Raw genomic sequence first — 15,813 nt, 5'->3', positions numbered from 1 at the left:
AAATACAATACAATCAACTTTCCCCTCATGCTGTTTCAAATTCTAGCTTTTTTGCGCTTTCTTTGGCACTCCAAAAACGAACATGGGGTACACTCCCCGTTTGTGTTTTCATTGGTGACACGATGTTTCTATGATTCTAAATCCAAACCCGAATATACCGCTCTAAAAAACTATCGAAAAACATTACTCGAAAACAAAAACACCATTTTTGTTACGGATTTTGGCGCTGGATCAAAAGTATTTACATCCAACGAAAGACCAATTGCAAAATTGGCAAAAACAGCTGGCATCAGCACGAATCGGGCCAAATTATTATTCCGAATCACAGCGTATTTCCAACCAAAATCGATTTTGGAAATAGGCACCTCCTTAGGATTAGCTACTTCAGCTTTAGCATTAGGAAATCCAAAAGCCAAAATTACAACGCTTGAAGGCTGCCCCGAAACTTCAAAAATAGCGAGAGAACAACTCGAAAAAACCAATATTAAAAATGTAACCCCCATTACCTCCCGATTTGAATCGTTTTTCACATCTGAACAACTCGACACCCATTATGACTTCATCTACTTTGATGGCAACCACACCAAAAAAGCCACTCTAGAGTATTTCGAATTGTTGCTACCCACCGCACACAACGATTCCGTATGGATATTTGACGATATACATTGGTCTACAGATATGGAGGAAGCTTGGAAAACAATCAAAAACCATCCAAAAGTTCGTGTTACCATAGATACATTTCAATGGGGCCTTGTATTTTTTAGAGAAGAACAAGCCAAAGAACATTTTGTAATTAGGGTTTAAATTTCTTTACATTTGTTGTAACAATACGCGTAATTTTAAGTCCAATTCTAAAAAACAATTCAAAATATAACCCCTCAAATAGCTACTGCAATGAGTAATCCACTAATCAAAATCACCAACATCAAACGCAATTTTGCTTTGGGAAATGAAACCGTTTACGTTTTAAAAGGCATTGATTTAGAAATACAAAAAGGGGAATATGTAGCATTAATGGGGCCATCGGGTTCAGGTAAATCCACTTTAATGAATCTTTTGGGCTGTTTAGACACCCCAACATCTGGAACTTACATATTGAATGGTAAGGATGTCAGTCAAATGCAAGACGATGAATTGGCCGAAATTAGAAATAAAGAAATTGGCTTTGTCTTTCAAACCTTTAACTTACTGCCCAGAACAACGGCGCTTGATAATGTGGCGTTACCAATGATCTATGCCGGCTATCCCAAATCCGAACGTGTCAAACGTGCGACAGAAGTACTAGAACAAGTAAACTTAGCCGACAGAATGGACCACCAACCCAATCAACTATCAGGAGGACAACGCCAACGTGTTGCCATTGCCCGAGCTTTGGTCAACAAACCCTCTATCATTTTAGCTGATGAGCCCACTGGAAACTTAGACAGCAAGACCTCGGTTGAAATCATGAAATTGTTTGGCGACATTCACGCGCAAGGCAATACCGTTATTTTGGTCACTCACGAAGAAGACATCGCGGCTTATGCTCATCGTGTCATTCGTTTGAGAGACGGATTGATTGAAACAGATACGACAAAATAGAGTATTTGTAGCATCCAACAAACGACTAAACTATTCAAAATGAAAGTATATACAAAAACAGGGGACACTGGAACTACCGCACTTTTTGGCGGAACTCGAGTACCTAAAGATCACGCACGAATTGAAAGTTATGGAACAGTAGATGAACTCAACTCCTACATTGGCTTAATTCGAGATCAAGAAATGGACAACCATTACAAAAATACATTAATCGAGATACAGGATCGACTCTTTACTGTTGGTGCCCTATTAGCAACACCTCCCGAAAAAGAGGTTCTGAAAAACGGTGAACTACGCTTAAAGAAATTAGGCATCGTAGCCGACGATATTGAGTTTTTAGAAGTCGAAATCGACACCATGGAAGCCCAGCTTCCGCCAATGACTCATTTTGTATTACCCGGAGGCCACACCACTGTGTCATATTGTCATATTGCACGTTGTGTTTGCCGTCGAGCCGAACGCCTTGCGGTACATTTAAGCCACAACGAACCTGTTGCTCCTATCGTTATTCAATACTTGAACCGACTTTCTGACTACCTTTTTGTATTGGCACGAAAGTTGAGTTTAGACCTTCATGCTGAAGAAGTAAAATGGATTCCTAGAAAATAAAACTTTCTTAAAATTCCAATCTTAAAATTCCAAAATTTTCAAAAACAACAGTTGGAATTTCTTTTTTGGGAATTTGGAATCTCTTTTTTGGGAATTTTAAAAAAACGTTCTTGACTTTAGGAAAAATAAATCACTTTTTACTTGTTTTTTTTAGTAAAAAAATTATTTTTGCACAAATTAAATCGACAAAATATGTATTGGACATTAGAATTAGCATCCTATTTAAGTGATGCACCATGGCCTGCTAACAAAGACGAACTTATAGACTACGCTATTAGAGCTGGTGCTCCTTTAGAAGTAGTAGAAAACCTTCAATCTATTGAAGATGAAGGTGAAATATACGAATCAATGGAAGAAATTTGGCCTGATTATCCTACCGACGAAGATTATCTTTGGAACGAGGATGAGTATTAAAATAAAACCAAGAAAAAGTCTCACAAAAGAGGCTTTTTTTTTGTTAGCAATAACACAAAAAAATTAAGAAGAAATACCATTAAATCATGAGTTTCATAAACAGCATTTTAAAAGTATTTGTAGGCGATAAATCTCAAAAAGACGTCAAAGCCCTACAACCCTACTTAAATAAAATAAAATCATTTGAAAATAGTTTACAAGCAATCTCCCATGACGAATTGAGAGCTAAAACCACTTATTTCAAAAACAAAATCAAAGAAGCAAGAGCCGAGAAAGATGCCAAAATCGCTGCTTTAAAAGAAGAAGTAGAAACTATTTCAGATATCGACAAAAGAGAAGATATTTATATCGCTATTGATGCTTTAGAAAAAGAAGCTTATGATGTTTCTGAAAAAACTTTAATGGAAATACTTCCAGAAGCTTTTGCTGTGGTAAAAGAAACTGCCAGAAGATTCAAAGAAAACACTACCATCAGTGTTACAGCTACGCCAAAAGACCGCGAATTATCGGCTACCAAAAGCTATATCACCATCGTTGGTGACACAGCCAATTGGGCCAATTCATGGAATGCAGCAGGAAAAGAAATTACTTGGGACATGATTCACTACGACGTTCAGTTGATTGGTGGAATGGTGTTGCATCAAGGTAAAATTTCCGAAATGCAAACCGGTGAAGGTAAAACCTTAGTAGCTACCTTACCATTGTATTTGAATGCCTTGACTGGAAATGGAGTTCACTTAGTAACTGTAAATGACTATTTGGCCAAACGTGATAGTACTTGGAAAGCCCCTTTATTTGAATTCCATGGCCTTACTGTGGATTGTATTGACAATCACCAACCCAATTCAGCAGAAAGAAAAAAAGCCTACGATGCCGATATTACCTATGGTACCAACAACGAATTCGGTTTTGATTACTTAAGAGACAATATGGCGCATTCGCCAGAAGACTTAGTGCAACGCAAACACAATTATGCCATTGTCGATGAGGTAGATTCTGTGTTGATTGATGACGCCAGAACGCCTTTGATCATTTCTGGTCCTGTTCCTCAAGGTGACCGTCATGAATTTTTAGAATTAAAACCAAAAATCGAAAACTTAGTTAGTTTACAACGTCAATTGGCTAATGGATTTTTGGCCGAAGCTAAAAAATTAATCAAAGAAGGTAACACCAAAGATGGTGGTTTCAACCTTTTGAGAGCCTACAGAAGCTTACCTAAAAACAAAGCCTTAATTAAGTTTTTGAGCGAAGAAGGTATCAAACAATTGCTTCAAAAAACAGAAAATCAATACTTACAAGACAACAAACGCGAAATGCATTTAGTAGACGAAGCGTTGTATTTTGTTATTGAAGAAAAAAACAATCAAGTTGAATTGACAGACAATGGTATCAAATTCTTATCAGGTGATACCGAAGCTGACTTTTTCGTTCTTCCAGACATTGGTACCGAAATAGCCAACATAGAAAAACAACAATTGGACAAAGATGCTGAAGCCGAAGCCAAAGAACGTTTGTTCCAAGATTTTGGTGTAAAAAGCGAACGCATTCATACGTTAACCCAATTGCTCAAAGCCTATACCCTTTTTGAAAAAGATGTGGAATACGTGATCATGGACAATAAAATTCTTATTGTAGATGAACAAACCGGACGTATTATGGATGGCCGTCGTTACTCCGATGGATTACATCAAGCCATTGAAGCCAAAGAAAATGTAAAAATTGAAGCGGCAACTCAAACTTTTGCTACAGTTACTTTGCAAAATTACTTCAGAATGTACAACAAGTTGGCCGGAATGACTGGTACAGCAGTTACAGAAGCTGGTGAGCTATGGCAAATTTACAAATTAGACGTAGTAGAAATTCCAACTAATAAAGGAATAGCCCGTATTGACAAAGATGATTTAATTTACAAAACCACTCGTGAAAAATTCAATGCCGTAATTGAAGATGTAACCGAATTGTCTAAAGCAGGAAGACCAGTCTTGATTGGAACTACTTCTGTTGAGATCTCAGAATTATTGAGTAGAATGCTTAAAATGCGTGGCATTACCCATAACGTTTTGAATGCTAAAATGCACAAGCAAGAAGCTCAAATTGTGGAAGAAGCTGGAAAACCAGGTGTGGTAACCATCGCTACCAACATGGCGGGTCGTGGAACCGATATCAAATTGACTCCAGAGGTAAAAGCAGCAGGTGGATTGGCGATTATCGGTACGGAACGTCACGATTCTCGTCGTGTAGACCGTCAGTTACGCGGTCGTGCGGGTCGTCAAGGCGATCCAGGAAGTTCTCAATTCTATGTGTCGCTTGAAGATAATTTAATGCGTTTATTTGGTTCTGAAAGAGTAGCCAAAGTAATGGATAGAATGGGCTTACAAGAAGGTGAAGTGATTCAACATTCTATGATGACCAAATCTATTGAGCGCGCTCAGAAAAAAGTAGAAGAAAACAACTTTGGTGTTCGTAAACGTTTATTAGAATATGATGACGTAATGAATGCACAACGTGAAGTGGTATACAAACGTCGTCGTCATGCTTTGTTTGGGGAGCGTTTGAAATTAGATATCGCCAATATGTTGTATGACACATGCGAATTGATTGTTACCAACAATAAATTAAGCAACGATTACAAAAACTTCGAATTTGAATTGATCCGTTATTTCTCTATTACGTCACCAGTTAGCGAAACCGATTTTGCCAAACTGAACGAAATGGAATTAACCGGAAAGCTATACAAAACAGCTTTAGCATTTTACACCGAGAAAACAGAGAGAAGCGCACGAGAAGCTTTCCCTATCATCAAGAGTGTTTATGAAGACCCTAACAACCAATTTGAGCGTATCGTAGTACCCTTTTCAGATGGCATCAAATCTTTGAATGTGGTAACCGACTTGAAAAAAGCGTACGATACTGAAGGCGCTCAATTAGTAGCTGATTTTGAGAAGAACATTACTCTAGCTATTGTAGACGAAGCTTGGAAAAAACATTTACGCAAAATGGACGAATTGAAACAATCGGTTCAATTGGCCGTTCACGAACAAAAAGATCCTTTGCTTATTTACAAATTAGAAGCCTTCAACTTGTTCCGCTCTATGCTAGACAATGTAAATAAAGAAGTCATAACATTCTTGTTTAAAGGAGATTTGCCCGCTCAAGAAAACCAAAGAATTCAAGAAGCCAAAGAAGTTGATCGTCCCAAAGACGACTACCAATTGAACAAAGAAGAAATCGAAAGTAGCGAAGAAATCAATCGCGAGGCAGGACAAACACAAGCCCGTCAAGTGACAGAAACCATTGTTCGCGATCAGCCTAAAATCAATCGTAATGATACGGTAACTATTCAAGAAGTAGCTACTGGCAAAACTGAAACGATGAAATACAAAAAAGCCGAAATTCTTTTATCTTCTGGCAAATGGGTATTAGTGAGCTAATCCCTAACTTTATAACACCACAAAGGCTACCCAAAAGGTAGCCTTTGTTATTTTGGTAAAGGTAAAAAGTCAAATTCTAAATTCCAAATTCCAAGGCTTACAGCTAAAAGCCATAAGCCAAATGCTATTTTTTCTCCTCGAAATAACGGGCTTCTATCATCGCAATATTTTTAATGGATTTTCGAGTCCAATCGAGTCGTTTTTCTAAAATTTGCGCCTCGGTTAATTGCCAAGGAATATCGGAATTGCGTAATCGATTGGTTAGATTTTGTAAAATAATTGCTGCGGATACTGAAATATTCAAACTCTCGGTAAAACCAACCATGGGTATTTTGAGAAAGCCATCCGCTCTTTGCATTATTTCCTCGGAAAGCCCAGCTTTTTCAGTACCAAAACACAAGGCACTGGGTTTAGAAATATCAAAATCATCCAACACACAATCATCCGTGTGTGGCGTCGTAGCAATGATTTGATAGCCTTTATTTTTTAGCGTGTCAACACATTTGGTTACAGAATCAAAGGGAGTAATATCGACCCATTTTTGAGCGCCCATGGCGATTTGCTTATCGATACGTTTACCAAATCGCTGTTCAATTACACTCATGTTTTGAATTCCAAAGACTTCGCAACTGCGCATCACCGCGCTAGCATTATGCATTTGGTACACATCTTCGGCTACTACTGTAAAATGATTGGTTCGATTTTTTAAAATCTTTAAAAAACTCTCTTTGCGATTATCCGTTAAAAAACCTTCTAAATACTCCAATAAAGCTACATCTACCATGTGTCGTTTTTTTTTTTTTTGCAAAAATACTAAAAGAATGGTCTTAAGTGAGAAGTGAAAGAGTGAAAAGTGAGAAGTGGTTGGAGAATAGGATTTGGGTATTGGTCTAGAAACTTCGGGATAGGAATTGGGAATTGAATGAAAAAATGATTTTATTTGAGAGAAGAGTTTGACACGAAAGATTAATTAAGATAATTACAGCATGAAAAAGAAATTAGTAGTTTTATCAGGAGCCGGAATAAGTGCCGAAAGCGGTATCAAAACCTTTAGAGATAGCGACGGATTGTGGGAAGGACACGATGTAATGGAGGTGGCCACACCCGAAGGCTGGCGAAAAAATCCTGCTTTGGTATTGGATTTTTACAACCAAAGAAGGAAGCAATTATTGGAGGTCAAACCGAATTTGGCCCATACGACTTTAGTCGACTTAGAGAAAGATTTCGAGGTTCATATTGTTACACAAAACGTAGACGATTTACATGAACGCGCGGGAAGCCGGAACGTGCTACACTTACATGGGGAGTTGCTAAAAGTGCGAAGCACACGAAATGAGTCCTATGTTTTGGATTGGAGGAATGATTTGCAATTGGGCGATTGTGACGCGAACGGCAACCAATTGCGCCCGCACATTGTGTGGTTTGGCGAAGCGGTTCCTGCGCTTGAAGATGCAATTGTACTGGTTGAACAAGCCGATTATATCGCCATTATTGGTACTTCGTTGCAAGTGTATCCTGCGGCGGGATTGACGGATTTTGCGCCAAAAAACGTTCCATTTTTTTATATTGACCCTAAAGCGACTACAATTTCAAATGTGAGAAATCCGCTAACTTGTATGCCTATGAAGGCTACAGAAGGAATTGTTGTTTTGCAACAAAAGTTATTGGAATTTCAGAAAAAAAACTAAGTCTTGAAAACCGAATACTGAACTCTAATGCTTATTTTTGTGCCTTTCGAACAAAAAACACAACAATGACTACTTTAAATGAATTGAATGCCATTTCTCCAATTGATGGGAGATATAGAAATAAAACGATTGGATTGGCTCCTTTTTTCTCAGAAGAAGCTTTAATTAAATACCGTGTATTGGTTGAAATCGAGTATTTCATTGCCTTATGCGAACAACCGTTACCACAATTAACTGGAGTAAACCCAAGTGTATTTGAGAATTTACGCAACATCTACAAAAACTTTAGCACCGAAGATGCGCTTTGGATTAAGGAAACCGAAAAAGTGACCAATCACGACGTAAAAGCGGTAGAATACTTTATAAAAGACGCTTTTGAAAAATTAGGTCTTTCAGCTCACAAAGAGTTTATTCATTTTGGATTGACTTCTCAGGACATCAACAACACGGCAATTCCGCTTTCTACAAAAGAAGCATTTGAAAAAGTATACATGCCCTCGTTGATTGCTTTAATTGCCAAATTGAAAGAGTTAAGTCAAGAATGGGCTCACGTTCCTATGTTGGCGCGTACGCACGGACAACCTGCCTCTCCTACTCGTTTAGGAAAAGAAATCGGGGTATTTGTGGAGCGTTTAGAAGAACAAATGCGTTTGTTGTTCAACATTCCGTTTGCGGCTAAATTTGGTGGTGCTACAGGTAATTACAACGCACACCACGTTGCCTATCCACAAATTGACTGGAGACAATTTGGTAAAAAATTCGTAGAAGATATTTTGGGATTACACCACTCTTTTCCAACCACTCAGATTGAACATTATGACCATTTTGCTGCATTTTTTGATGCTTTAAAAAGAATCAACACTATCATTATCGATTTGGATCGTGACATTTGGACGTATGTTTCTATGGAGTATTTCAAACAAAAAATCAAAGCGGGCGAAATTGGTTCCTCGGCCATGCCACATAAAGTAAACCCTATTGATTTTGAAAACTCCGAAGGAAATTTAGGCATTGCCAATGCAATTTTTGAACATTTGTCTGCTAAATTACCGATTTCAAGATTACAACGTGATTTGACTGATAGTACGGTTTTGAGAAATATTGGTGTACCCATGGGGCATACACTTATTGCTTTTGAAGCAACTTTGAAAGGATTAAACAAATTGTTATTGAACGAAAGTAAATTCCACGAAGATTTAGAAAACAATTGGGCCGTTGTAGCCGAAGCTATTCAAACAATTTTGCGTCGCGAAGCCTATCCAAATCCTTATGAAGCCCTCAAAGGATTGACCAGAACCAATGAAGCCATTACCAAAGAGTCAATACATGCGTTTATTGCTACCTTGGAAGTTTCGGAGGCTATTAAAACGGAATTACTTCAAATTACACCAAGTAATTTTATTGGAATTTAAACCTCCAAAAAAATATTTTTACTTAAAAAAGCTATCCTTATCGATAGCTTTTTTTGGTTTTAACTTTTTGTTGCCAACCAAAACAACGATTTAAAAAAGATTTTTGTAAATTAGCTAAAATCGAAATTTTATAATTATCAAAATAAAAATCAATGATTGCAGTGGCAGAAGCATCAACCCATTTAGAACCATTAATCACTGATTTGGGCTTAATACTCATGACCGCAGGAATTGCTGTATTACTATTTAAAAAGCTCAAACAACCCTTAGTATTAGGTTATTTAATAGCTGGGTTCTTAGCTGGGAATAATTTTGATTTTTTTCCTTCGGTTCAAGACAATAAAAGTGTTGAAGTATGGGCCGAAATTGGAATTATCTTTTTGCTATTTAGTTTAGGATTAGAATTCAGTTTTAAAAAACTGGTCAAAGTCGGTGGCACCGCTTCTATTACGGCCATCTCTCAAATCAGTTTTATGCTTTTTTTAGGTTATACAGTTGGTCAATTTATGGGATGGTCAAAAATCGACAGTATATTCCTTGGAGTCATATTGTCAATTTCATCAACCACGATTATTTTAAAAAGTTTTGACGAATTGGGCATCAAAGTACAACGCTTTGTAGGCAATGTTATTGGATCACTGATTGTACAAGACATTTTAGCCATCTTATTAATGGTATTGCTCTCTACTATTGCCGTAAGTGAAAATTTTTCTGGCACAGAATTGTTACAATCCATTCTTAAATTAGCTTTCTTTCTAGTGCTTTGGTTTTTAAGTGGGATTTTTATCATTCCTACTGTTTTAAAAAAAGCCAAACCCCTATTGACTGACGAAATGCTGCTAATCATTGCCATAGCGCTTTGTCTTTTGATGGTCATGTTTGCAGCTCAAGTGGGATTTTCGCCCGCATTAGGAGCCTTTATCATGGGATCTATCATTGCCGAAACCACTCAAGCCGAACATATTGAACACTTACTTAAACCAGTAAAAGATTTATTTGGGGCAGTTTTTTTTGTATCGGTTGGTATGTTAATCGATCCCAATGCATTAACTGAACATGCCGTACCTGTATTACTTTTGTCCTTGGTGACTATATTTGGACAATCGTTAAGTTCTACAATTGGCGCTTTGCTTTCGGGTCAACCCTTAAAAGAATCGGTACAAACCGGAATGAGTTTGTCTCAAATAGGTGAATTCTCATTCATCATTGCCACCCTTGGAATTACTTTGCAAGTAACGAGTTCGTTCCTTTACCCCATTGTAGTCGCTGTATCGGCCATCACTACTTTTACAACACCCTACATGATCAAATTCTCGGGACCTTTTTCTGATTATTTAAGTCAAAATTTACCCCGAAAATGGTTGAAACGCATTGAACGGTATAGTGCCAGTACTCAAGCGATAAAAACCGTGAGTTTATGGCAAAAGGTAATTCATGCCTACTTGGTTCAAATTGTGATTCATTCCATCATAATTATTGCTACTTTGTTAATCTCCTCTAATTTTTTATTGCCTTTGGTGCGTCAATACTGGTATGGGGCCGGACTTGTTGCATTAATTACCTTGTTGTTTCTAGCCCCTTTTTTATGGGCACTTTCCTTGCGAAGAGTTGCTGTAGAAGAGGTTCATTTGTTATTAGACGATCGAAAATCGCGAGGCCCAATGGCCATGTTGTTCTTTAGTCGAATATTGTTGTCTGTTATATTCATCGGATTATTGCTCAATTTGTTTTTTTCTCCCAAAGTCGCCCTATTTGCTTTTATTATAGCCATTAGTCTTTATTTTTTCTTTCAAAAAAAATGGAATCAGCAATATCACAAAATTGAGAATCATTTTTTATCCAATTTAAATGATAGAGAAATTAGCAAAGCTAAAAGAAGCCGTAGCGATTTAACACCTTGGGAAGGTTATATGGTTACTTTTGACATTGCCCCAGAATCAAACATTGCTGGAGAATCATTAAAAAATCTAAAACTGAGAGAGCTTTTGGGAATCAACATTGCTTCTATCAAGCGTGGAGAAATCACAATCCATATGCCCGATGCCAATGAAAGGATATTTCCTGGGGACGAAATTTCAGTTATTGGCAATACTGCTCAAATTGAAAATTTCAAAAATTATCTGGAGCAACATGAAATTGAACCCACTCCTATAATCAAAGAACCCGAGATAGTTTTACAACAAATTGAATTGAAAAACCACACATTTATTGGCAAAAGTATCAAAGAATCAAAAATTAGAGAAAAAACTAAGGGATTGGTTGTTGGGATAGAAAAAAGAGGGCAACGATTTATGAACCCTGAATCCAACGTAGTGCTAGAAGAAAATGATATTTTGTGGATAGTTGGAGAAAAATCCCTACTTGCGGATTTAGTTCACGAATAAGAGGATAAGTCTGGTGGCTTGATACAATTTCTACTTCCTTTTCTCCTATCCAAGAAAACATAAACTAAAAAAAAGTGCAAAATTAAAAATTTTGCACTTTTTTATTTTATATCAAATGGCTTACCTCGAATAATTAGGTGCTTCTTTGGTTATCGTTACATTGTGTGGATGGCTTTCGTTTATACCACTTGCTGTGATACGAACAAAACGTCCTGTGGCTTGCAGGGTAGGTACATCTTTTGACCCACAGTATCCCATACCCGCACGTAATCCTCCAATGAATTGTTGCATGCTTTCATTTAACTCGCCTTTATAAGGTACACGACCTACAATACCTTCTGGTACCAATTTCTTCACATCGTCTTCTACATCTTGGAAATAACGATCTTTAGAACCTTCTTGCATCGCTTCCACAGACCCCATTCCTCTATATGATTTGAATTTTCTTCCTTCAAAAATAATGGTCTCTCCTGGAGATTCTTTAGTACCTGCTAACAGAGATCCTAGCATAACACAATCCGCTCCTGCAGCAATAGCTTTAGGGATATCTCCTGTGTAGCGAATACCTCCATCAGCAATAACAGGCACTCCAGATCCTTGAATAGCAGCTGCTACTTCCAGCACTGCCGAAAACTGTGGGAAACCAACCCCTGCTACTACACGAGTAGTACATATTGAACCAGGACCAATTCCTACTTTTACTCCATCTGCTCCGTTTTCCACTAAGTACTGAGCCGCTTCTGGCGTGGCGATATTCCCAACAATTACATCAATCTCTGGAAAATTAGTTTTTACTTCTTTCAACACATTCACAACACCTTGCGTATGACCATGGGCCGTATCAATGATAATAGCATCAACACCTGCAAGTACTAGAGCCTCGGCTCTTTGTACAGCATCACCAGTTACACCAATGGCTGCAGCTACACGTAAACGCCCGTAAACATCTTTATTAGCGATAGGCTTTTGGGTTAATTTAGTAATATCTCTAAAGGTTATTAAGCCAACCAATTCGTATTTATCGTTGACAACCGGTAATTTTTCAATTTTATTTCCTTGCAAAACCACTTCAGCTTGTTCTAAAGAAGTTCCTTCTGCCACTGTTATCAAGTTCTCTTTGGTCATTACCTCAACAATAGGTCTAGCACTGTTTTTTTCAAAACGCAAATCTCTATTGGTAACAATACCTTTTAAAATTTTCTGATCATCTACCACTGGAATTCCTCCAATACCAAATTCTTTCATAGCCATTTTGGCGTCGGCAACGGTTGAAGTTAGGGGTAAAGTCACAGGATCTAGAATCATACCCGATTCCGCGCGTTTCACTTTTCGCACTTCGGCTGCTTGCTGCTCAATGGTCATGTTTTTATGCAACACACCAATACCACCTTCTTGCGCCATTGCAATCGCCATAGCACTCTCGGTTACCGTATCCATTGCGGCAGAAACGATAGGTACATTCAACGTTATGTTTCTAGAAAATTTTGATTGAATACTCACTTCGCGTGGCAGTACGCTTGAGTAATTCGGAACCAACAAAACATCATCGTATGTTAGTCCTTCTCCAATGATTTTTGAGCTATGTGCTTTCATTTGCAATTTGTAGTTAAATTGCGTGCAAATATACATAATCTTAAGAAGAAAAAAAAATAATCGTTTTATCCTATAAATTGATTAAATTGCAGTAAATGATCCTTTCGAAAGTGTGTCCTTTCGAAATTTTCAGTATCGTAGCACTATGTCTGCATTTTCAACATCACCCATTCAAGGGCTCACAGACGAAGAAGTTCTAACTTCTCGTGCTCAATATGGATGGAACACTAAAGTAGTTCCTACCAAAAACACTTTTTTCTATACCGTTTTAGACACTTTGAAAGAACCTATGGTGGTATTGTTGCTCTCTGTAACCGGAATTTATTTTGCAACAGGAGATTATCACAATGGTTTATTTATGCTGTTTGCCATTGTTCTAGTAGTTTCGATTTCTTTGTATCAAGAATCCAAGAGTAAAAACGCTATTGCCGCTTTATCGCAAATGACGCAACCCAAATGTAAAGTACTTCGAAATGGCGAATGGATGGAAATTGCAAGTGACGAAGTAGTTATTGGCGATGTATTTCAAGCAGAAGAAGGCACTTTTGTGGTGGCCGATGGCACAATTCTGCAATCTAATGATTTTTCAGTAAATGAATCGCTATTAACGGGGGAATCTTTACCTGTATTTAAGCAGGAAACCTTAACAGAACCTTTTGTTTTTCAAGGCACAATTGTTTCTAGTGGACTTGCTATTTGCCAAGTTACCGCCATTGGATTGCAAACAAAATTGGGCCAAATTGGCAAAAGCCTCGATGCTATTTCAGAAGAAAAAACTCCTTTACAACTTCAAATCACTCATTTTGTTACCCGTATTTCTACCTTAGGTTTTTTGGCCTTCGGAATGGTATGGATATTTAGTTACTATCAATCAGAATTGCTTTGGGAAAGTTTATTACAAGCACTCACCTTAGCTATGAGCATCATCCCAGAAGAAATACCCGTAGCCTTTACCACCTTCATGGCCCTTGGAGCATGGCGCCTTTTGAAACATGGTATTATTGCCAAACAAACTAAAACTATCGAGACATTAGGCAGTGCTACCGTTATTTGTACAGATAAAACAGGTACCCTAACCGAAAACCGAATGAGTCTAGCCGCTTGGTGCACAATTGATCAATCGCAACCCGTTTCTTATCACGCAATGTTAAATGCCTCTGAAAAAGATTTGATTCGAGCAGCCATGTGGGCTAGCGAACCGATTCCCTTTGACGCCATGGAAATTGCATTGCACGAAGCATATTCCAAGATTTTCGCAAATGATGAACGCTCTCAATACAAAATGATTCATGAATATCCGTTGAGCGGGCATCCTCCCATGATGACTCATGTTTTTGAAAATCAAAACCAAGAAAAAATCATCGCTTGCAAAGGAGCTCCTGAAGCTATTTTAAAATATAGTAAGCTTAGCGAGGAACAAAAAACAACCCTACAGCAAGCATTTATTGCCATGATGGAACAAGGTTTTAGAGTATTGGGTGTGGCAACAACCAACTTTGATGGGCCCCCTTTCCCTGAAAAACAAGAAGAATTCCAGTGGGATTTCAAAGGACTTGTCGCTTTTTATGACCCTCCTAAAAAAAACATAAAAGAAGTTATAAAGGCCTTTTATCATGCAGGCATAGCAGTAAAAGTAATTTCAGGCGACAATGCTACCACTACAGCAACCATAGCGCAACAAATAGGAATACAAGATTCCGATCGTATCCTAAATGCTGCAGAGCTAATGACCCTGAGCGAAGCGGAACTCAAAGAAAAAGTAAAACACACTACGTTGTTTACCCGAATGTTTCCAGAGGCCAAACTCCGCATTATTGAAGCCCTGAAAGCTAACCAGCAAATTGTCGCCATGACAGGAGACGGCATCAATGATGGCCCAGCTTTGAAGTCGGCACATATAGGCATTGCTATGGGAAAGAAAGGCACCGAAATTGCCAAACAAGCGGCTAATTTAGTCCTGATTGAGGATGATTTATCCAAGATGATTGAAGCCATTGCTATGGGAAGAAAAATCTACATGAATTTAAAAAAAGCCATTCAATACATCATTTCCATTCATATCCCCATCGTTTTAATTGTTTTGCTCCCCTTGGCCCTAGGCTGGAAATACCCTAATGTATTTTCGCCGGTACACATCATCTTTTTGGAAATCATAATGGGGCCTACATGTTCCATTATTTACGAAAACGAGCCCATGGAACGCAATTTAATGCAACAACCCCCCAGACCAATGAGGACTACTTTCTTTAAATGGAATGAAATTGCATTAAGTATTTTACAAGGGGCAATGATTACTTTAGGCATGATTCTAGTCTACCATATTGCAATCTCCCAATCGTTTAGTGAAAACAAGACCAGAAGCTTAGTTTTTCTAACCTTAGTACTATCGAATATTTTCTTAACGCTTGCGAATCGTTCTTTTTACTTTTCTGTATTCACCACTATTCGATACCCAAATAACTTAGTGCCTTTTATTATCGGCATCACTTTAATCATTACTTCAATTTTACTTTTCGTACCATGGTTTTCTAGTTTTTTTCAATTTGAAACCATCTCCCTCGCTGAATTGTTTGGATGTTGTAGCATCAGTATAGTAGCCGTATTTTGGGTAGAACTGTATAAAGCAAGAAAAAGAAACATGGACTCTAATCGTATAAAAGGCTAAACAACAACGTTTTTACAACAACCGCTACTTTCTCAA

At 37.9% G+C, this 15,813-nt stretch carries 11 protein-coding genes; 9 read left to right on the top strand and 2 right to left on the bottom strand.

Going from position 1 to position 15,813, the window contains the following annotated elements:
* The first annotated feature begins 27 nt into the window (after window positions 1-27).
* The 5 genes from ACZIX2_RS06365 (at window position 28) to secA (ending at window position 6,035) form a co-directional block, all read left to right on the top strand.
* Entirely contained in the window at window positions 28-804 is a 777-nt protein-coding gene (locus tag ACZIX2_RS06365; RefSeq protein ID WP_463339254.1) for an O-methyltransferase, read from the top strand.
* 90 nt (window positions 805-894) lie between these two features.
* A complete protein-coding gene (locus ACZIX2_RS06360; RefSeq protein ID WP_463339253.1) occupies window positions 895-1,581 on the top strand; it encodes an ABC transporter ATP-binding protein in 687 nt (228 codons plus the stop codon).
* A gap of 39 nt (window positions 1,582-1,620) precedes the next feature.
* Complete coding sequence (locus ACZIX2_RS06355; protein ID WP_463339252.1) at window positions 1,621-2,190, top strand: cob(I)yrinic acid a,c-diamide adenosyltransferase; 570 nt, start codon at window positions 1,621-1,623, stop codon at window positions 2,188-2,190.
* A gap of 192 nt (window positions 2,191-2,382) precedes the next feature.
* Window positions 2,383-2,604, top strand: a complete 222-nt coding sequence (locus tag ACZIX2_RS06350; RefSeq protein WP_007138072.1) for a DUF2795 domain-containing protein — start codon at window positions 2,383-2,385, stop codon at window positions 2,602-2,604.
* Between the two features lie 86 nt (window positions 2,605-2,690).
* Window positions 2,691-6,035, top strand: coding sequence for a preprotein translocase subunit SecA (gene secA / locus ACZIX2_RS06345; RefSeq protein ID WP_463339251.1), 3,345 nt, complete (start codon window positions 2,691-2,693; stop codon window positions 6,033-6,035).
* 124 nt (window positions 6,036-6,159) lie between these two features.
* Here the strand turns inward: secA and ACZIX2_RS06340 are convergent, their stop codons facing one another.
* Window positions 6,160-6,819: a TrmH family RNA methyltransferase gene (locus tag ACZIX2_RS06340; protein ID WP_463339250.1), complete on the bottom strand. Its 660-nt coding sequence runs from the start codon at window positions 6,817-6,819 to the stop codon at window positions 6,160-6,162.
* A 202-nt stretch (window positions 6,820-7,021) separates the two neighbouring features.
* On the opposite strand from ACZIX2_RS06340, the gene ACZIX2_RS06335 reads away from it, so the two are divergent.
* The 3 genes from ACZIX2_RS06335 (at window position 7,022) to ACZIX2_RS06325 (ending at window position 11,519) form a co-directional block, all read left to right on the top strand.
* Window positions 7,022-7,723 carry an SIR2 family NAD-dependent protein deacylase gene (locus ACZIX2_RS06335; protein WP_463339249.1) on the top strand — a complete coding sequence of 234 codons (702 nt, stop codon included), beginning with the start codon at window positions 7,022-7,024 and terminating at the stop codon, window positions 7,721-7,723.
* Window positions 7,724-7,788: 65 nt separating this feature from the next.
* Window positions 7,789-9,135 carry an adenylosuccinate lyase gene (gene purB, locus ACZIX2_RS06330; RefSeq protein WP_463339248.1) on the top strand — a complete coding sequence of 449 codons (1,347 nt, stop codon included), beginning with the start codon at window positions 7,789-7,791 and terminating at the stop codon, window positions 9,133-9,135.
* Between the two features lie 152 nt (window positions 9,136-9,287).
* Window positions 9,288-11,519 carry a cation:proton antiporter domain-containing protein gene (locus ACZIX2_RS06325; protein WP_463339247.1) on the top strand — a complete coding sequence of 744 codons (2,232 nt, stop codon included), beginning with the start codon at window positions 9,288-9,290 and terminating at the stop codon, window positions 11,517-11,519.
* Between the two features lie 120 nt (window positions 11,520-11,639).
* Here the strand turns inward: ACZIX2_RS06325 and guaB are convergent, their stop codons facing one another.
* On the bottom strand, window positions 11,640-13,112 hold the full coding sequence (gene guaB / locus ACZIX2_RS06320; RefSeq protein ID WP_463339246.1) for an IMP dehydrogenase: 1,473 nt from the start codon (window positions 13,110-13,112) through the stop codon (window positions 11,640-11,642).
* 145 nt (window positions 13,113-13,257) lie between these two features.
* On the opposite strand from guaB, the gene ACZIX2_RS06315 reads away from it, so the two are divergent.
* The gene (locus ACZIX2_RS06315; protein WP_463339245.1) at window positions 13,258-15,777 is read left to right on the top strand and encodes a cation-translocating P-type ATPase; all 2,520 of its coding nucleotides are present in this window, start codon (window positions 13,258-13,260) and stop codon (window positions 15,775-15,777) included.
* Window positions 15,778-15,813: the final 36 nt, after the last annotated feature.

It is taken from the genome of Flavobacterium riviphilum, assembly GCF_055231795.1.
This window is presented reverse-complemented; position numbering and strand designations above follow the sequence as displayed.

Bases quoted from the DNA above. Each gene is read 5' to 3' on its own strand.
- ACZIX2_RS06365 (WP_463339254.1), top strand. From the start codon at position 28: ATGCTGTTTCAAATTCTAGCTTTTTTGCGCTTTCTTTGGCACTCCAAA.
- ACZIX2_RS06360 (WP_463339253.1), top strand. From the start codon at position 895: ATGAGTAATCCACTAATCAAAATCACCAACATCAAACGCAATTTTGCT.
- ACZIX2_RS06355 (WP_463339252.1), top strand. From the start codon at position 1,621: ATGAAAGTATATACAAAAACAGGGGACACTGGAACTACCGCACTTTTT.
- ACZIX2_RS06350 (WP_007138072.1), top strand. From the start codon at position 2,383: ATGTATTGGACATTAGAATTAGCATCCTATTTAAGTGATGCACCATGG.
- secA (WP_463339251.1), top strand. From the start codon at position 2,691: ATGAGTTTCATAAACAGCATTTTAAAAGTATTTGTAGGCGATAAATCT.
- ACZIX2_RS06340 (WP_463339250.1), bottom strand. From the start codon at position 6,819: ATGGTAGATGTAGCTTTATTGGAGTATTTAGAAGGTTTTTTAACGGAT.
- ACZIX2_RS06335 (WP_463339249.1), top strand. From the start codon at position 7,022: ATGAAAAAGAAATTAGTAGTTTTATCAGGAGCCGGAATAAGTGCCGAA.
- purB (WP_463339248.1), top strand. From the start codon at position 7,789: ATGACTACTTTAAATGAATTGAATGCCATTTCTCCAATTGATGGGAGA.
- ACZIX2_RS06325 (WP_463339247.1), top strand. From the start codon at position 9,288: ATGATTGCAGTGGCAGAAGCATCAACCCATTTAGAACCATTAATCACT.
- guaB (WP_463339246.1), bottom strand. From the start codon at position 13,112: ATGAAAGCACATAGCTCAAAAATCATTGGAGAAGGACTAACATACGAT.
- ACZIX2_RS06315 (WP_463339245.1), top strand. From the start codon at position 13,258: ATGTCTGCATTTTCAACATCACCCATTCAAGGGCTCACAGACGAAGAA.